Source organism: Acinetobacter bouvetii (assembly GCF_902753875.1).
Classification (GTDB): domain Bacteria; phylum Pseudomonadota; class Gammaproteobacteria; order Pseudomonadales; family Moraxellaceae; genus Acinetobacter; species Acinetobacter bouvetii_A.
Window position 1 is genome coordinate 186,765 of sequence record NZ_CADDTS010000048.1, and the last position, 18,927, is coordinate 205,691.

General features: G+C 37.2%; 18 protein-coding genes. 5 read left to right on the forward strand and 13 right to left on the reverse strand.

All coding sequences use genetic code 11. The features are described 5' to 3' along the window. Positions 1-3 precede the first annotated feature (3 nt). The 3 genes from FB6_RS14490 to FB6_RS14500 all read right to left on the reverse strand — a co-directional run bounded on the left by FB6_RS14490 (position 4) and on the right by FB6_RS14500 (position 6,703). Entirely contained in the window at positions 4-5,229 is a 5,226-nt protein-coding gene (locus tag FB6_RS14490; RefSeq protein ID WP_174560626.1) for an AAA domain-containing protein, read from the reverse strand. Positions 5,230-6,125: 896 nt separating this feature from the next. Beyond that, on the reverse strand, positions 6,126-6,338 hold the full coding sequence (locus FB6_RS14495; RefSeq protein ID WP_174560627.1) for a hypothetical protein: 213 nt from the start codon (positions 6,336-6,338) through the stop codon (positions 6,126-6,128). A gap of 113 nt (positions 6,339-6,451) precedes the next feature. Continuing rightward, positions 6,452-6,703 (reverse strand): hypothetical protein, encoded by a 252-nt coding sequence (locus tag FB6_RS14500; protein ID WP_174560758.1) that lies wholly within the window; start codon positions 6,701-6,703, stop codon positions 6,452-6,454. A gap of 130 nt (positions 6,704-6,833) precedes the next feature. Here FB6_RS14500 and FB6_RS14505 point away from each other — a divergent pair, with 130 nt between their 5' ends. Next, a complete protein-coding gene (locus FB6_RS14505; protein WP_174560628.1) occupies positions 6,834-7,022 on the forward strand; it encodes a mobilization protein in 189 nt (62 codons plus the stop codon). Positions 7,023-7,493: 471 nt separating this feature from the next. Here the strand turns inward: FB6_RS14505 and FB6_RS14510 are convergent, their stop codons facing one another. Both FB6_RS14510 and FB6_RS14515 read right to left on the reverse strand, forming a co-directional pair. After that, a complete protein-coding gene (locus FB6_RS14510; RefSeq protein ID WP_174560629.1) occupies positions 7,494-7,706 on the reverse strand; it encodes a hypothetical protein in 213 nt (70 codons plus the stop codon). A gap of 113 nt (positions 7,707-7,819) precedes the next feature. Next, the gene (locus tag FB6_RS14515; RefSeq protein ID WP_174560758.1) at positions 7,820-8,071 is read right to left on the reverse strand and encodes a hypothetical protein; all 252 of its coding nucleotides are present in this window, start codon (positions 8,069-8,071) and stop codon (positions 7,820-7,822) included. Positions 8,072-8,201: 130 nt separating this feature from the next. Between FB6_RS14515 and FB6_RS14520 the strand changes: the two genes are divergently transcribed. Then, on the forward strand, positions 8,202-8,390 hold the full coding sequence (locus FB6_RS14520) for a mobilization protein (protein ID WP_174560628.1): 189 nt from the start codon (positions 8,202-8,204) through the stop codon (positions 8,388-8,390). 61 nt (positions 8,391-8,451) lie between these two features. On the opposite strand, the gene FB6_RS14525 is transcribed toward FB6_RS14520, so the two are convergent. Both FB6_RS14525 and cfa read right to left on the reverse strand, forming a co-directional pair. Beyond that, positions 8,452-8,652 carry a hypothetical protein gene (locus FB6_RS14525; RefSeq protein ID WP_174560630.1) on the reverse strand — a complete coding sequence of 67 codons (201 nt, stop codon included), beginning with the start codon at positions 8,650-8,652 and terminating at the stop codon, positions 8,452-8,454. 49 nt (positions 8,653-8,701) lie between these two features. After that, a complete protein-coding gene (cfa, locus tag FB6_RS14530; protein WP_174560631.1) occupies positions 8,702-9,841 on the reverse strand; it encodes a cyclopropane fatty acyl phospholipid synthase in 1,140 nt (379 codons plus the stop codon). A gap of 317 nt (positions 9,842-10,158) precedes the next feature. Here cfa and FB6_RS14535 point away from each other — a divergent pair, with 317 nt between their 5' ends. From FB6_RS14535 to FB6_RS14545, 3 genes are all read left to right on the forward strand, one after another. Then, positions 10,159-10,854: a DUF1826 domain-containing protein gene (locus FB6_RS14535; protein ID WP_174560632.1), complete on the forward strand. Its 696-nt coding sequence runs from the start codon at positions 10,159-10,161 to the stop codon at positions 10,852-10,854. Between the two features lie 125 nt (positions 10,855-10,979). Beyond that, positions 10,980-11,264, forward strand: coding sequence for a nuclear transport factor 2 family protein (locus FB6_RS14540; RefSeq protein ID WP_174560633.1), 285 nt, complete (start codon positions 10,980-10,982; stop codon positions 11,262-11,264). Between the two features lie 81 nt (positions 11,265-11,345). Next, on the forward strand, positions 11,346-12,233 hold the full coding sequence (locus FB6_RS14545; RefSeq protein ID WP_174560634.1) for a bile acid:sodium symporter family protein: 888 nt from the start codon (positions 11,346-11,348) through the stop codon (positions 12,231-12,233). A 96-nt stretch (positions 12,234-12,329) separates the two neighbouring features. Here FB6_RS14545 and FB6_RS14550 read toward each other — a convergent pair whose 3' ends face one another. The 6 genes from FB6_RS14550 to FB6_RS14575 form a co-directional block, all read right to left on the reverse strand. After that, positions 12,330-13,562 carry an amidohydrolase gene (locus FB6_RS14550; RefSeq protein ID WP_174560635.1) on the reverse strand — a complete coding sequence of 411 codons (1,233 nt, stop codon included), beginning with the start codon at positions 13,560-13,562 and terminating at the stop codon, positions 12,330-12,332. Positions 13,563-13,641: 79 nt separating this feature from the next. Beyond that, complete coding sequence (locus FB6_RS14555) at positions 13,642-14,298, reverse strand: TetR/AcrR family transcriptional regulator (RefSeq protein ID WP_174560636.1); 657 nt, start codon at positions 14,296-14,298, stop codon at positions 13,642-13,644. Between the two features lie 15 nt (positions 14,299-14,313). Beyond that, positions 14,314-15,240 carry an ABC transporter permease gene (locus FB6_RS14560; protein WP_174560637.1) on the reverse strand — a complete coding sequence of 309 codons (927 nt, stop codon included), beginning with the start codon at positions 15,238-15,240 and terminating at the stop codon, positions 14,314-14,316. A gap of 3 nt (positions 15,241-15,243) precedes the next feature. Continuing rightward, a complete protein-coding gene (locus FB6_RS14565) occupies positions 15,244-16,311 on the reverse strand; it encodes an ABC transporter permease (RefSeq protein ID WP_174560638.1) in 1,068 nt (355 codons plus the stop codon). Continuing rightward, positions 16,301-17,887 (reverse strand): ABC transporter ATP-binding protein, encoded by a 1,587-nt coding sequence (locus tag FB6_RS14570; protein ID WP_217427346.1) that lies wholly within the window; start codon positions 17,885-17,887, stop codon positions 16,301-16,303. Before FB6_RS14570 ends, FB6_RS14565 begins: the two co-directional genes overlap by 11 nt. A 2-nt stretch (positions 17,888-17,889) precedes the next feature. Beyond that, complete coding sequence (locus tag FB6_RS14575; RefSeq protein WP_217427347.1) at positions 17,890-18,900, reverse strand: BMP family lipoprotein; 1,011 nt, start codon at positions 18,898-18,900, stop codon at positions 17,890-17,892. Positions 18,901-18,927 lie beyond the last annotated feature (27 nt).

Genomic DNA, 18,927 nt, shown 5'->3' on the forward strand with positions numbered 1-18,927 from the left:
GAGTTATACCCCTGCCTTTCTATATTTTTTTGATCTATTTTTATTAATGTGCGGATTGTTTTGTACTATTTTGACAATGGCGCGTTTTGAAATATATCGATATTCTAAAGTCTGATTTTCACGGCACTTGATGTAATTTAATACGCGTCCTAAAGGTAAGTTACTGTTGACTCCTTGCCACATTTCTGACGCACCAAAGATTACAAGACGATCCATTGCGCGAGATAAAGCCACGTTCACACGATTTGGTGACTTCAAAAATGCAGGAAACTTAGTTGGATCATTTCGCGTAACTGAGAGAATGATGATCTTATTCTGTTTACCTTGATAACTATCCACCGTATCAATACGCACAATTGATCTCAATGCATCTGACACTTCACACAAAGAGAAGGCTTTTCTTAACCGGTTTTTTTGCTCAGCATAGGTACAAATTACACCAATAGCAGGCTCTTTAAGGGAATCAGGCTCTGGCACTAATTTATTTAACAAGAGTTTGTCTTGGTCAATCCGCTGAAGAAAATCGATAATTTCATTAATTTCATGTGGGTTATAAATACTACTACCTTTCTCCATTTTGAAATGCTCAGCATTCCCAGTATCCACCCAAGTAACTGTTGAATTCAATTCTATTACGATGTCGGATGCATAGTTATCAGGCACAATCCGCTTTAACTTAATTTCTTTCAGCTCTTCATCACTTAAACCACGAGAATCGACAACTTCAGTTTCAAGTTTTCCTTCATAAAAACAGTCTGAAACTAATTCGCCGATGCTCGGACTCATTCGGTACTGTGACAAGAGTTCTGAACTAGCCTTTAGTCCATAATGTGAATTAAAGATACGGCCAAAGTCGCTTTGTAATTTATCTTCCAAATCATCATCTGATATCTTAAGTTGCTTAGCTAAAGCCTTTATATGATCGCTCGAATATAGTGGAGGAAGTTGGTCTTGATCCCCAACTAATAAAATACGTGCACCTGACTGCATTGCAATTGCCAATTCTGAAGCGATTGAACGTGCTGCTTCATCAATAATCACCCAATCAAATACGTGATTGGCGATTCCAATACTTTGTTGGCCAACACCAACGCATGTGCCACAGACTAATTGCCTTGTTTTGACCAGAAAACTTTCATAATTAGCATTTTGGCTTTCAATTAATGGTTCATAATCTAGGGCAATATTGATCAAGGCTTTCGCTTTAAGTCCTTCCTCATTAGATACCCCGTAGTATTGATTAAGTGCTGCGAACGTAATCATGTCGATCTTATTTAACTGGTTTAATACTGTTATCTCTTTATCATTGATACAGTCTTCCAGTTGATCCCAAAAGTCTTGATTTCCGTCAAACATGCTCTTCAGCTTATGCATTGCTGATTTGAAAGCCTGGGTATACTCTTCTAATGAGAAACTAAACTTTTGATCAAGATCATCTTGGTCGATTGACTGATACGCAGATTTAAGACTATTTAAAATAGTGACTCTGATTTCATAAAGATCGCTCAAGTATTCAGCTTCAAGTGATAAATCTTTTGCAAGCTCAAGCACTCTTTCTTTAATATTAGACTTAAACAGCTCTATCTGGCTCGTAATAATTGAGCCTGTATAGACATCTTTTAATTCAGGAGACACAGCACTCTCTTTATTGCTTATTCGAGCAATACTTAATGGTGTGTCATACTCTGTGCATAGCTGACGTATACGCTCAACACTTGTATTTACAGCTTCGTGCGACTGACTAACAATTAAGATGTTAGATACATTTTGTTTATCATAGAGATAGTGAGCCAGTATAGAGATAAATTCAGTTTTGCCGGTTCCTGGTGGTCCCTTTAATAGTGATACAGGTCCATACTTAAGCACATTACGGAACGCTTTACGTTGTAATGGATTGAGGGCTTTAACCAATTCCCCATTTTTGTATTTGTTATAGTGATCTAGATCTTCATCAGGCACTTCAATCTCATAATCTTTTGCTTCAATCACTAATGATGGTTCAAAGTAATCTACGAGATTTTCAATGACAGCCTTATTACTCAGAATATTTGTCAGAGCATCTGCACGTTTCCGATTAGATGACTTATCTGCCTTGCTTTGTAGAAACAGTGTTGCTTCTTCAGGAACTTCATTTGTTTTTTTACAAAAATCGATCCACAATTCTCCGACTTTTGATTGCGCAATATTCACCGTACCTATGCAGAAAGTGTAATCACCTCCCGCCCCAGTTTCTTTAGTGCACATTACATCGACTTTATCGGTCTTTGAAAATTTAGCTGAAACATCTTCTGCAGAGTCATAGTATGCAATAGCACTCTTTGAATCTTTAAAATGTTTGCTCGAAACTATCTTTAACGGCTCAGACAGAGTGATTGTAGGATGTGCATGACGCTCAGTCGCCATGACTTTTTTCCACAACTCTTTCGTTTCAATATCAATTAAGTGGCTATGTGTAGGCAGATGACTCATTGGCTGTGCCATAAGCTCATCAGTAGCTATAACATCGCCTATCTCTTCTTGTAATGCTTTTTGTTCACGCAGAGCCCGTAATGTTTCCTCTTTCTCTTGAGTCCTTTTGAGCTGTGCTTGCTTAAACTGTTCAATAGCATCCTTAAAGTTTTGATCTTTTGCTAAGAAGTCATTTAACTCTACAATGTTGTCACGCTTACTCATCCCAGATATCGGGTGGACTTCAATGCTAACATCAATAGTCAGATCTGCATCCCTACTAGCCTTCCACCACAGGTCTTGTTTTTTGACAAAATCAAGGAAACTTAATTGATTTTCATGGGGCTTATAAAACCCTTTTAACATGCCATTGATTCCGCTAAGTGTAAATCGAAAATCCCCCTCACTTGCTGCCTCAAGTTGGATATAAACTTTGCCGTTTTCGGGATAAATCGTAAAGGGCGTCTCAACCTTACTTGTATAAATACTAATCTGAGGAGCTTCTTTTACAATAGCACCCTTACATTCAAATGCCTCTATAAAGCGAGAATTATCAATATAGCGTACACTTGGATCTTCCATTCCTTCTATGCTCAAGGCTGTATTTAGCCAGGATAAAGTAGGATCCATTGAAGCCACATCATCCACAGCCAAGTCTATATCGTATAGATCTGCGATTAATTTCAATGCAGTAAAGTTGTCACACTGAATGACTGTTGGATCTTCAATATCAGATGGGAAATAAGCATTAGAAGAATCAGGTTGTGGTACTTCAGGATGGAAGCAATCATTAAAACTAACTTTCAAGTTTGTTTTATCTACTAGAATCTTTTCATCATCCAAGTTTCCATGTTGAAAGCCATGCTCATGAAATTTTTTCAGAGAATGCAATAACTGAAGTGAAAGTTCATTTTTTTCATCCTCAGTTAAGCCCTCAATAACCGTTGACCAAGCTTCACCCTTTACCATTTCAGTTACTAGATACACACATGCTGTGCTAGTTGATAAACCAAAATCAATAATCTTAGGAAGGTATGGCAAATTGAGAGCCTGCGTCATTTTAAGTTCTTCAAAGAATCGCTTAAAACAACTCTTTTGATAAGTTGTCATTGCAGATGCAACTTTACCCATCCATGTTTTGACTAACATGTTGCCTGATGCATAGAGTGTAAAATTTTGGTTAGCATCAATAGGCGCGCCAAATATCGGGTAACTGATATAGGTATTTGTCTGATTTAAATATGGATTCAGTACATCTGCATCAAGTTCATAACTAACTTGTTCAGCAGGTTTTTGAGCTAAGAAATCTTGGAATACTGCACATGCATTATCATATTTCCCTGTCAAAGCTCGTGTTAAAATACGCTCTAACCAGTGGTTCTGATCTCGCTCCTCAAGACTAAATTTTTTCAATGAACGTGGGCTCAGTCGAGCATTCTTCCAAATATGAAGGATTAACTGCCCTAACCAATACACATCCTTTTGTGCAGCTGTCAGCGCAAGATTCGGAAGATGAGCTGTTGTATTCAAAAATGGGAGTTCGTTAGCCAGTTCAGGGTCAATTTTCGAGGGCTGTATTTGATCATTTGCTGCCGAAAAATTGGATAGCAATATCTCCTTTTTATAAGAGATCCACACACTATGATCACCCACATCACCATGAGTAATTCCCATTTGATGTAGGTGATTAAATTTACCAAGCAAAATCTGGAATAAATCCAATTTCTCAGATTCAGACATTTTCTCAGCATAAGCGCCGATGAATTCGTTGACTCGATAGCTGTTCTCAGGCAACTCATACAACTCATTATATTTTGATGTCATGTCATCAAGACTTGGGTTTGTAATCGGGTGCAAACAACTTTGATAAAGATCAGGCTTTTCTGTTTTAATTTTTTGGAAAACCCGGCGCTCATTGCAGATCAAGTTGAATCGATGTTGAGGCTGACTCATTCTTGAGTTACTCAACTTGAATTCATTAAAATCCCAACAACGCATTAAAGATTTTTCACCAACGATGGTCAATGAATGCGCTTTATACTCGCTATAAATCTTTTTAGGATGCGGTAAGATCAAGTCACCTCGTTCATGATTATTAATAATCAAAGAGCGTGGTTGAATTTGGTCAGGCGCAAAAATTTCATCAATAATGGCGTGATATTCTTTTTTAATATCATATATGCGACCATCACGTTCCAGATGCTTGCGGAACATATTATTAAAATTCTTCTGTTGAGCTAATTGTATAAACTCATCTATCGAAAGAATGTGCTCTAAATCTTCTGGAGGCAGGCGCGAATAATCTGCTTTACCACACATGACAACAAAGTGAGAAACACTTTGGTAATGAAATGTAATGCCCTTAGCTTTCTTTTCTGAAACTTTATCCTTTAGTTTATTAACTATAATTTGCATTTTTTTTACATTTTTAGCTACAGGGCATGAATCTTGCTCTTTATTACCTACGTACCATTTTCCTGCAACTTTTGTAATTTCCTTACCGTTCCAGTCTTTGAATTCAATGACCAAAATGTTTGCATGAGTAATAATTAGGAGATCATATTCAAATTTCTCAGAACTACCTTTCGCTACTGCTTTTTTTCCATTTTTATGCATAAATTCAAAACCAGCATATGCTCGCCAGTTTTTAGTTTTTTCGCCACGATCAAAGACCTTTTTAATCTTATCAATTGCTTTGAGTTCGTGCTCGTATATACCTGTCTCTGGATATGTAACTTTCATATTAAAAGATTCTTTATTTAAAATGTCTTGCTTTTGCACATACAACAAATAAGCGTCAAAAATGATGCTAAATTTTTATTAACATAAAGTAATGCTATATGTACGGTGTCTTTTAGAAAAAATACTTAGCGTAAGAATTTAGTTTTTTCAGGTTGATGGTTAGTTTGGCCAAATAAGCCCTCCGAAGGTTTTTTATATTCAGTTTAGGATTGTATTTAAAATAAAGTCTGCCAAATATTTTGGTGTAAAACCTGAGTCTTCTAGCACGATCATCATTTAGATGATCTAACTCAATCATTCGTTTAAGCAAAACGTATTTCACTTAACGGTTCATAATGTGACTTATATTACATTTAATTTTTGAGTATTCAAAATTATTTTATTGAATTATAAGAAAAAAACTTAAGGAATTCCTTAAAATTTGATGACAATGGTCATATCTCTAATCACTAAAAAGACCAAAAATAGATATCTACCCATATCTCTCGGACAAATTAACTCTATTTTATAAAAGTATCAATAAATTCATTAGGTTCATGAACCAAAAATTTATAATTATTTTTTTATTTATATAAGTTATTGAAAATAATAAATAAAATTAATAAAAGTTTTATTAACTAGACTTCAGGTGAACATAAGTTAAATTCCAAGACTGTGGCCTACACAGTGCTACTGGTGCCACAGCTCAGCAACATGAATCTGCACAATTATATTCATGTTGCTGAGTATCCTAAGTAACATAATATACGTTATGCCGAAATCCGTGAGCGATAAATTACAAGGCTAACCAGACAAATTGCAAACACCGTAAAAACAATACCTTGAACAGTGTTCAATTGAGAATCAGAAAGCCCTGAAAGAAGACTGCATAAATACTCATTTGCTGAACAGAATGTTTTAACTTCCATCTTTAAATGCCCTATTTTGATTCAAATTTAGTCAATCGTAACCCGCATGTTATAAATGGGGGTGGAAAAATCAGTCAGGAGACAAGACTCAGGACTGTAGAATTGTGGATTTGGGGTACTTTCCCCCGTGTTTTTACGGGTAATGATGCTTTTTTGTACAGTGTTCTTTGGAGTTGATTCAGCACGAGTTTCTGTTGAACCCTGACCTTTTTTATAAGTCTTAATCAATTTATTAGACATATTGAATCACCCCAAACAACGAGTTAAATGAAATGAAAGAAGGCTTTTATGCATCAAGGAATAACAACGAGGACATTCAGCAATGTCCATTTGATGAACTGCATTAATTTTCATTAGCAATCCCCCATTTCTTCTTTTAATTCAGCGTTTGTTTTTTTGTAGATATCTGCATGGGCATCAATGAATGAATAGTCATATGCCATTTCACTTGCCACCAATGCCAAATGTTCTAAACACTGCTCTGTAGAGAAAGCAGGTACAAAGTTCTCTAAAGCACATTGACCGTGTTGAGACACCAGCTCTGCTACCCGATTAAAGGCAGCCTGAGTAAAGTCTTGTGTATCTTTGTAAGTTAGAATTGGCATATTCATACATGTATACAAATCACATTTGGAGAAATATAGAACAAGTATACATGTATATGCAACACATGTATACAAATTTATTTGTATATTTGTATTCCTCGAGACATTTTATTTTTGGAAACTTGCAGAAATGGCAAAAACAGTTAGGTTAAGCGATGAGGAACAAGAGCTGATTAGGAAGAAAGCTGTTGAACTAAATAAGAAATTAATGGAAAAAAACAAACAACCATTAAGAGACAGCGAAGTAGTTCATGCAGTTCTTGAACTGTCACTAAATAGGCTTACTGTAGGAAACTCAGGAAACCTTATTCTAGAATAAAAAAAAGGGAGTTAAATACTCCCTTTCTTTTTGCTCTGACGAATGTCGCATAACGTAACTATTATGTTAAATAAGATATCCAAGATTGCGCCCTACATAACTCAGCCGTTGGCGCAACTTCACTGGAGAGATTCACCACCATATTAATCTCTCCAGTGAAGTATCCTAATGAACATAATATACGTTATGCCGAAATCCGTGAGCTTTGGACGTTTGTGTTTTTATTGTGGACGTTAATTTATAAACGTCCAAACTGATTTCTGCAGCAACAACCTACCGAATCACAAAGCAACTAACTGTAGTCCATATAAAAAATAAACATCTGAAAAATCATAATTAGAAAGAAAAATGGAAGCCAAAAATACAAAAATACTTTTCTAGTGTAATAAAGATGCACATGAGCACCATGATCACGAAGCCTAAATCTAATACGTTCACAAATCATTGAAAAACACCTATTTTGATTCAAATTTAGTCAATCGTAACCCGCATGTTATAAATGGGGGTGGAAAAATCAGTCAGGAGACAAGACTCAGGGCTGTAGAATTGTGGATTTTGGGTACTTTCCCCCGTGTTTTTACGGGTAATGCTGCTTTTTTGTACAGTGTTTTTTGGAGTTGATTCAACACGAGTTTCTGTTGAACCCTGACCTTTTTTATAAGTCTTAATCAATTTATTAGACATATTGAATCACCCCAAACAACGAGTTAAATGAAATGAAAGAAGGCTTTTATGCATCAAGGAATAACAACGAGGACATTCAGCAATGTCCATTTGATGAACTGCATTAATTTTCATTAGCAATCCCCCATTTCTTCTTTTAATTCAGCGTTTGTTTTTTTGTAGATATCTGCATGGGCATCAATGAATGAATAGTCATATGCCATTTCACTTGCCACCAATGCCAAATGTTCTAAACACTGCTCTGTAGAGAAAGCAGGTACAAAGTTCTCTAAAGCACATTGACCGTGTTGAGACACCAGCTCTGCTACCCGATTAAAGGCAGCCTGAGTAAAGTCTTGTGTATCTTTGTAAGTTAGAATTGGCATATTCATACATGTATACAAATCACATTTGGAGAAATATAGAACAAGTATACATGTATATGCAACACATGTATACAAATTTATTTGTATATTTGTATTCCTCGAGACATTTTATTTTTGGAAACTTGCAGAAATGGCAAAAACAGTTAGGTTAAGCGATGAGGAACAAGAGCTGATTAGGAAGAAAGCTGTTGAACTAAATAAGAAATTAATGGAAAAAAACAAACAACCATTAAGAGACAGCGAAGTAGTTCATGCAGTTCTTGAACTGTCACTAAATAGGCTTACTGTAGGAAACTCAGGAAACCTTATTCTAGAATAAAAAAAAGGGAGTTAAATACTCCCTTTCTTTTTGCTCTGACGAATGTCGCATAACGTAACTATTATGTTAAATAAGATATCCGAGATTGCGCCCCATATAACTCAGCCGTTGGCATAACTTCACTGGAGATAATATAAAGATGCTCAATTGGCTTTGCATATACCAACGCCAACTGATGTTTGAAATGATTAATTTTTAATAACAGCGTGTTGAGTTCCATTACACTGTTATCTTTGATAAGTGAAATATAATTTTCAATCATTATTTAATAGTCCTAGCCTTATAAATAATTTGAAAGTCATTAAATTAATTTACCTCGGCACCTGTACGCCACCATGCCGTCCTTCTGGGCTAAATACAATTTGCCATAATTGTAAGTCTCGTGCGCGAAAAGCTCCTGCGCAGGCATTTAAATAGTAGCTAAACATACGTTTAAAACGTTCACTGTAATTAGACTCAATCTGTGGCCAAATTTCATTAAAACGCTCATACCACGCGGATAAAGTTAAATCATAATCCGCACCAAAATTATGCCAATCTTCCATAACAAATTTACCGCTGCTGTGATGTGCAATATTCTCTATAGATGGTAAACAGCCGTTGGGGAAAATATATTTACTGGTCCAAGCATCAGCATTCAGCATAGTGGAATTAGAGCCAATGGTATGCAGCAAAAATAACCCATCCTGTTTTAGATTTCCTTTGACAACATTAAAATAAGTTTCATAATTTTTCGGACCGACATGCTCAAACATACCGATAGAAACCACGCGGTCAAATTGATGATAAATATCGCGGTAATCGGTCAGCAGGATATTTACATCTAAGGACTGACAGCGTTCCATCGCCAATTTTTGCTGTTCTTTTGAAATAGTGATACCTGTAACAGAAACCTGATAGTTTTTAGCAGCATATTCTGCCAAGCCTCCCCAGCCGCAGCCAATATCCAGTACTTTCATGCCTGGTTTAAGGTCTAATTTTCGGCAAATCAAATCCAGTTTGTGTTGTTGTGCCTGTTCTAAATTTTCAGCATCTTTCCAATACGCACATGAATATTGCATATAAGGATCCAGCATTAATGAAAATAGGTCATTGCCTAAATCATAATGCTCTTCTCCCACCATCCATGCCCTTTTTTTGGACTGAAAATTCCTAAACCGCGCAATCGCAATACGAATAATATTTTTTAAATTATTGGGAACTTTTTTATCTAATTGCGCACGCAAAATTTTATGGAAAAAAATATCCAGCCTTTCACAGTCCCACCAGCCATCCATATAGCTATCGCCCAATCCAAGAGAACCTTCTTGGATGATTCTGCTATAAAACTGAGGATTATGAATTTGAATATCATGTAGTTGATCACCGTTAATCACAATACTGGCTTCATTTAATAAGCTTTCTATTAATTCTTTTAAATGATCGTCTTTACTGCCAATAAAACTATTCATATCAACTCCTAAAGATCTTTAAGTTATTGATTCATATATTTCTATTGCGTATTCATTACATGTTTTTTTATATTTAATTCTGTTATAACTTAATCTAATCTCAAAAAATACTCATTTAACAAATTGTATAAACATAATTAAACAACACTTACTACATAAATCCGTTGCTTCAACTTAAAGAAATAAACGGATATTGCAGCCAAACTGCATTGTAATCCCCGAAAAAATATAAAAAATGATCTGTACATATTGCATACGTGCTATATCGCTGAATTTGAAAGTATATAATGGGCCATGTTTTATAATTTCGATCCAGTATGAGCAGCGCATTTTTCGATAGCAAACAAATTGGTTTGGTTACAAGTTTTCCTGAGCTTGTGAATACGCCATTTCAAGGCGATATCAACGCGATTTGCTGGTCAAGACGCTTGCTGGGCGATTTTAATGAAATTGTGAATAAGCTTGAATTAAAAGAAAATATTACCGAAGTTTCTGTTGAAGATCTTTTGGCATTGGAGTTGTCCGAACAAGGTGATTTAGCCAAAAGAATCATTTTAAACGACATGAAGCAGCTTACTGATTGCGGTGCTTCACCTTCTTTAAATTTGCTCAAATGTTATGAGCGTGATGATGAACTCAATTTTATTTCAACTGATGTATATTCCTATCATGTAGACCGATCACCCATCGCCACTGATACGTTTTTATGTACTTATTATGGTGCAGCAAGTGATATTTTGCCGAATGATCAGGTTGAACAAAAAATTTTAATTCCTGAAATTAGAGAAAAGCTTCGGGATTTACACGATGGACCAGATACTGAGTTTGAAGACTTTTTAGAAGAATATTTCTTTGATCTGCATTATCAGCCAAAACCTAATGCCCAACCTGTAAATTTAGGCTTAGGACACCTCTGGCGTTTGGCGGTAGATCATCCAACACAGCAAGTACTGCCCTGTGTGCATCGCGCTCCTATAGAAAATAATCAGCTGCGCTTGCTTTTGATTTGTTAAACAGTTTCTAATTTAAAACCTAGTTTGGCACTTATTCACCATAAAACTGTCACCCAAATACCAAATCACTTTGATTGAGAAAGTTAGATTAAATCTAACGAAGCCAACCTCATCAAGGATGAAAAATGTTAGATAAAAAATTAAAAGACTTTCGTGAAAAGCTGGTACTTGACCATTTTGCAGATGAAGTGAAACAGGATTTTGATGCGGTATTGAGTACATTTCCCCATCCGCATTATGAATTAATCGCGACAGGTGCTGTGCATGATGGACGTGATGATGTGCTGACTTATCACCGGTCTTCGCGTAAAGCATTTCCAGATCAGCATCACGAATTGATCGCACTTCGTCATACAGATGATGCTGTGATTTGTGAATTTTGGCTTTTAGGTACTCACAAAGGTTATTAAAGTTACCCGTGAAACTGCAAAAAAGTTTTAGTTAAAAAAACACTAAAAATTTAAGATTATTTTTATAAAAGGAAACATGCTATGGATTCAGCATTTATTAGTATAGGCATGCCTATCGCCTTAATTATCATTATGATGGGTCTAGGCTTTGAAGTCACAGTGCAGGATTTTAAACGTGTTAAGGACAATCCTAAAAATGTGTTGATTGCCTTGTTTTGTCAGTTGGTTTTACTCATTACAATCGCTTTTTGTTTAGCGAAGTTTTTTAAACTGGAACCATTATTGGCTGTTGGTTTAATGATTTTAGCGGCATCACCAGGCGGGAGCACTGCAAATTTGTTCAGCTATCTGTTTAAAGGTGATATTGCGCTGAACATTACTTTAACAGCCTTCAATTCGGTCATTGCTGCTTTCACCTTACCTTTGGTCGCGACCTTATCCTTAACCTATTTTATGCAAAATGACACCACTGTTGGGATACAGTTAGATAAGTTGGTACAAGTTTTTCTACTGATTTTGCTGCCTTTAGTTATTGGTATGCTCATACGATCAAAAAAACCTGCATTTGCTAAAAAAATGGAAAGTTTTGTCAAATATTTTTCAGTGACTTTTCTCGTGGTGATCTGTGTAGGTGCTTTGTTCAAGGAAAAGGAAAATATTGCGGGGTATTTTGCCGATGTAGGTTTAGTCTGTGCCCTATTTTGTGCAATCAGTTTAGCAATTGGATACTTCATTCCTCGTATTTTCAAAATGAATGAAGCTGAAGCGCGTGCCTGTGCTTTTGAAATTGGTATTCACAACAGTGCCGTAGCATTAACTATTGCCATTTCTGTTTTAGGCAGTACAACCATTGCCATACCAGCAGCAGTTTATTCAGTGATTATGATTTTCTTTGCTTTTGCTGTTGGTCTTATCTTTAAGCTGAAAGATAGAAATAGTCTAAATACCACAAAAGTAATTGCAGAGTAAATTAAATAGACTCTGGTAATGAAATGAGTATTTCTAGCTTGGCAATTGTTTTCTACTCTGAAAATGTACCAAGCTAGAAATCGAATTTTTCAGCAACTACCCATTTAGAGAATAGCTTATTTTACCTTTGTGAATCGTGAGCTTTCTTGCGGAAATACGTGCAATCACTTCAGCTGAGCATGAAGCATCAAATAATACAATATCTGCATCCATACCTATTTGAGGCCACACCATTTCACCCGCATGATTGAGTGGTGTCGTACCCGTTGCAAAATACAGTGCGCGCGAAAGATGGTATTCATTTTTCCAGCCGTATAGTTGTGCAATGATATTACTACGTTCGATAATGTCCCCTTGACCAAAGGGATACCAGTGATCCATGACGCTGTCGGTACCTACCTCTACCTGCACCTCATAATCTCTTAATTCTGCAAGTGGCATTTTAAATTGAATTGGCACACCACTGACCAATTTAATCCCTAAATCACGCATTCTGGCGGCGTAATCTGCAAGCTCACCCTGTTTAAATATATCGTATAGAACAAAAGCATGACTTAAATTTACCTTGGATTTTAAACTAGGGTTTTGCTCCACCAAATCAAATAAATAATCGAGCGATGTTTTACCCACATTCCCTCGTTCATGTATATGAAAATCTATACCAACGTTATAGTCCAAAGCTAATTGTACGGTTGTATCCAAAGATTTTTGCATATTGCCGTCAATTTCTGCAGGATCTAAACCACCGACATAGTTACATCCCATGGACAATACTTCTTTCATTAATTCGACCGCATCATCACGATACAAACCATGCTGTGGAAAAGCGACTGTTTTCGCAGATATTAACGGTGAATATTGATTTAAAATTTCCTGAATTTTGGCAAAATGCTGGACGCCAATTGAATGATCAATATTACAATGCGCTAAAGTTCTGGTTGCCCCTTTTGAAATAATCAAATCCAGAATTGCTTTTGCACGATGTTCCAATACAGGCAATTGTTCAGGCAATAATGTCTTTTCAATTTGAATCATCTCTGCGACAGATTTATTTTCTTCTGCGGCACGCCATGGTCCACCATAATAAGTTTTATCCAAATGAATATGAGCATCATTAATGCCTGGTAATGCCAAAGCTTGCCCGCCGTCGCATTGAGATAGGCCTTTTAATGTTTCAGGAATTTCATCAAAATAAATATTAACAATTTTGCCATTTTCTATATGTAAATGCGCTGTTGTGGTTTTAGTGGCCACAACATTGCCAGCATCATCATATTCAAATGCGCGTTCTAAACGAATATTTTTGAGTAAATATGTAGTCTCATTCATGGTTTATCACCTTTTATAAGTAAATACTTACTTATTTTTAATATTGATTTTTTACTTTCATCAGACTGAAAGTATGGGGTTATGCTTTGATAAAACTTTCTAACATTTGTCGGCACATATTTTTATGCTGTTGTTGCCAGTTTCCATCAACCAGATCTGTTTTAAACATAAAAGACATGGTGAGTGCATTTGATTTAGGAAATACAATCAAACTGACAATCATTGTGTACAAATGCAGCGGATCTATCCCCTGTTTGATTAACCGCATTTCCACACCACGATGCAATAAAATTTCAATATAATGAAGCAAATGTGAGGAAATTAGAGGGATAGCACTCGATTTTTGAATATTTTCGGCATTATTCAGGTTTTCAAATTGCAAAATTCGAAACAGTTCCCGGTGGGTCGAAAAATGCTCTTCGGTAAAATCATAAAGCTTTAAAATCCCCTGAATCGGATCAATCGTTCCAATATCTAGATTTAATTGCAATTCACTACGGCGTAATTCATTGACTGTATATTCCAAGACCTCGACATAGAGTTGTTCTTTACTCTTAAAATAATGATAAATCATACGTATATTGGTTTGAGCTGCTTTGGCCAAGTGCTCAACACGAACGCCACTCACCCCTTTTTCTGCAAATTCGAGTAATGCAACACGTAAAATATTGTCCCGATTAGATATCTCTGAAGATGACCTATTTTTAGACGATGATGCGATTGTTTTATTGCTCATAATAATTGCTCAAAACTAATGTCCGATAAAAGGCACCGTAAGTGCTTTAGGCGCTGTTTGTTTGCCCATTAAACCTGCAACTGCAAATAAGGCTAATACATAAGGCAGCATAATTAATAATGCAGGTGGTACATTAATACCCATAGCTGGTAGTTGATATTGTAGTGCGCTGACTATACCAAACAGGAAGCAGGCTAAAGCGGTTTTAATGATATTCCAGTTACCAAAAATAATCGCAGCTAAAGCTAGGAATCCAATACCACTGGTCATACCCTCAGTAAAAGTATGAATATCTCCAAGTGAAATCAAGCAACCGGCAATAGATGCCATAATACTGGAAACAAAGACTCCAAAGTAACGTAATGCTGTAACTGATAGACCTGATTGATCTACAGTTTTAGGTTCTTCACCTACTGCATTGACACTAATACCAAGTGAAGTTTTCTTCATCATGAAGTACACAATAAATAGCAGCACCAAGCCAAAATATACGATCCAGGACTGATTAAAAATATTGGCTAAATTTGGAAATTGCTCTGGACTAAAGATTTGTAATTTATTAAATCCAAAACTGGTTTTGACATTGCCATCATTATTTTCAAAAAAGACTTTTCGATATATTAAAGTTGTTAAACCCAAAGCCAGAATATTAATACCAATCCCGGTCACCAGTTGATTGGCTTTTAAGGAAACACTTAAAAATGCCTGTAAAAGTGCCAAAGGCAAAATCCCAATAATGGCGATTAAAAATCCGAGCATTGGGCTGTTGGTTAAATAGGCACCGTAAATTCCAAGAAATGCACCAGATAACATCATGCCGTCAACACTGGTATTAATAACACCAGTTTTTTGGCTGACCAATTCACCTGTTGCTGCAATCAGCAATGGAGCAGATAAACGAATTGCAGCGCCCATAAAGATGGCTAAAATTTCGATAGACATAGGTTATGCTCCTTGACGACCCAACCAGCGTGCAGCACCGGCAATGATTAAAATAATCAGACCTTGAATTGCCAGTACCATTGCTGATGGAACTTGTGCAACTAACTCAAGGTTAATTCCTCCAGAGCGTAAAAAACCAAATACCAGTGCTGCAGTAAATACACCCAAGACTGAACCTCGGGCCAGTAGACCTACGACCAGACCATCAAAACCGTAGCCTGATGAAAATCCTGATTTAAGTACCTGTTGGTCTCCTTGAAGCATCAAGCCACCAGCTAATCCGGCAAAACCACCAGAAATCGCCATCACAATCACAATGGTCGAAAATACTGGAATACCTGCGCGTTTCGATGCATGCTGGTTATGACCCACACTGCGTAAATAAAAACCAAAACGGCTATAGTGAATCACGGCATATACGATCACCGCTAAAATTAAAGCAATCACTAATCCTAAATTCAGGTTATAGCCACTATTTGCAAAAATAGCAGGAATCATGGTGTTTTCAGGAATAGGTAAAGACTGTGGCAAAGATGCACTTGTGGTCATCGGTTGTTTTAACAGGTAATCACTTTGTACAGAGCAGTACAGCAACCACACTGCAATGAAGGACAATAGCAATGTACTGATGACTTCATTGGTCCCCATTTTTGCTTTAAGAAATCCTGCAATTGCGCCCCAAAATGCACCAGCGAGTACGGCCCCAGCTAAAGGATATAAAAAAGCAAGTCCTGACGGTAATGCGGATGCTCCACCATATAAACATAATGCTGTGGCCATAATGCCACCAACAGCCAGTTGCCCTTCTGCGCCGATATTGGCCAGTTTAGCTTGATCAGCAAGAATAAAACCCAAGCCAATCAAGGCAAAATACAAGGCACGATTGATTGAAGAACCAATTACATAGGGTGAACCCCAGGCACCATCCATAAATGCACTTAAAGCATCGGCAAATGACAACCCATAAGCATTGACAATACCAAAAGAAATCATGAGTGATGCCAATACTGCGACGACTAAAACCAAGACAAGTCGTACATAATTATTTTGAAAAAAAGTCTCATTTTTCATCTGTTTGCCCTGCCATCCACGATCCAATTTGCTCACGATTCGCCTGTTCACCACTTACTTCACCAATGATTCTCCCGCGATAAAACACCAAAATACGATCCGCCACCGCCATAAGTTCATCGAGTTCTGAAGAAATCAGTAAAACGCCTAGTCCTTGATCACGCGCTGAACGAATGTGATCGTAAATCGTCGCAACGGCGCCTACATCTAAACCACGTGTCGGTTGTGAAGCCAATAAAAAGTGCAAAGGATCAAGTGTGAGTTCTCTTGCAAATACAGCCTTTTGTTGATTCCCACCAGACAAACGCCCGAATGGGATAGATGAGGATGCTGCCCGGACATCATATTTTTGCATCAAGCTTTCTGCATCAGATTTAAGCTTTTTACGGTTGATAAAACCGAATCGGGTATATCGATCAACATGGTTGAGCAATATATTTTCCGCCAAGGTCATTGGGGTAACACAACCAGTTAAATGGCGGTCTTCAGCAATAACACCGACACCTTGTGCAGTTAATTGCTTGGGTGTAGCCAGACTGACATCCTGACCATTAATAAAGATGTGCCCGGAGCTGCGGGTTAACATGCCCGATAAAATAGAAGCCAATTCACTTTGACCATTGCCTTCAACACCAGCAATTGCAACAATTTCAGCCTTATTGACAATAAAAGTGACATTATCAAGTTTTTGAACGCCATCAGTATCGACGTAGTTCAAACCATTCACTTGCAGAATTTCATCTTTAATATCTCTGGCATTCGGACTGCCATTACGTGAATCACGTTGCTCACGTTTTAATAACTTGATTTCATTCTGATCATCTCCACGATGAATCATGGATTTCACCAGACGAGCGATATCTTTTGTCGGTTGGTCTGAATGATCAACAATAGCCCCAGCACGCAATACAGAAACTTTTGAAGCTACTTTCTTAATTTCAGCGAGCTTGTGTGTAACCAGTAAAATACTGCAGCCACGTGCTGCTACTGCCTGACAGATTTCCAGTAATGCATCTATTTCATGCGGTAAAAGTACTGCTGTAGGCTCATCTAAAATGAGGACTTTAGGTTGTCGAATCAAACACTTAATAATTTCTACACGTTGCTTTTCGCCTACCGCCAACTCGCTGATTTGTGCATTTAAATCAATGCTAAAATTCAGCTCTTGCAATAATTTCTCAATTTCTGCCTTATATTTTTGACGATTCAAAATGCCTTGGCTGCGGCCCAGCAATAAATTATCTAAAACAGTAGTGTTTTCAATCAAGGAAAAGTGCTGATGCACCATGGCAATGCCATGGTTTAATGCATCTTTAGGACTCTTTGCAGTGAAAGGCTGGCCATGTAATAAAATTTGCCCTTCACTGGCATTGAGTGAACCAAAAATAATATTACAAAGCGTGGATTTACCTGCACCATTTTCACCAAGTAAACAATGAATTTCTCCTTGCATGAGCTCAATTGACACATCTTTCAATGCTTGAAAAGTCCCGAATGTTTTTTTAATGTGTTGCAGAGAAAGTACGCTTGGGTACATTTCTTCTGCAATGGTTTCAGGTTGAATCGCTTGTAACATAATTAACCTTCCGCTACTTTAATTTTGCCATCCAACAAATCTTTTTTAATTTGTTCAATTTTGGCATTTTGCTCAGGTGTACCATTACAGATCTTGAAGTTTGAAGATTTGTCGCCCATACCTAAACCAAACGGTTTATAGCCTGCTTGCCATGTGCCCTTGTTTAGTTCCTCAATGGCATATTGCACTTGATAGCCAACGCCAGTGGTACTGTATGCCAGATACAATGGATTCTTTTCATCACAGCGGTTGAAATAAGCGCCTACAATATGTGTCCCTTTTTCTTTAGCTGCTTGCTCAACACCTTTTATGCCTAAATTGATCAGGTAAGCATGAATATCCGCACCTTGTGAAATGGCTGCCAGCGTTGCTTCCTGAGCTTTGGTTACATTTTCAAAATCACCGGTATAACTGGTAATGACCTTCACTTTCGGGTTGATATATTTGGCACCGTTGGCATATTCATTCCCTGCATTCACGATTGCTGGAATTTCCATCCCTCCGACATAACTGACCACACCCGATTTGGTTAACATGGCAGCTGCAGCACCTGCTACAAAGTAGATTTCGGCTTGTTTAACGTCATAACCCGCTACGTTGCTTGGCATATCTGGTTCTTGGTTTCCGCCAATAATCACAAATTTCACATTTGGAAATTTTTTAGCCACTTTAAATACGGAAGCCTGAGTTTGGCCGCCTACACCAATGACCATCTGGTTTTTTGAAGCCAAAGTGGTTAGTGCCTGATCCATATCTGCATAGTTGATATTTTCAATTACTTGGGTTTTTAATTTTTCACCAAATTCTTTCTCTGCTTCTTTAATTCCGTCAAAACCTGAACTCATCCAGCCTTTATCGGTTTTAGAACCAGGAATCAATATCCCGACTTTCATTGCCTCTGCAGGAGCCACTGTGCCTGATGCAGCTTCCGGTTTGTTTTCACAACCGGCCAAGCCAGTTAAAGTTGAAAATGCAACCATTGTTGCCAGCATTTTAGATTTGAAAGTACCCATATTAATCACCATAGTTGTTAGTAAGTA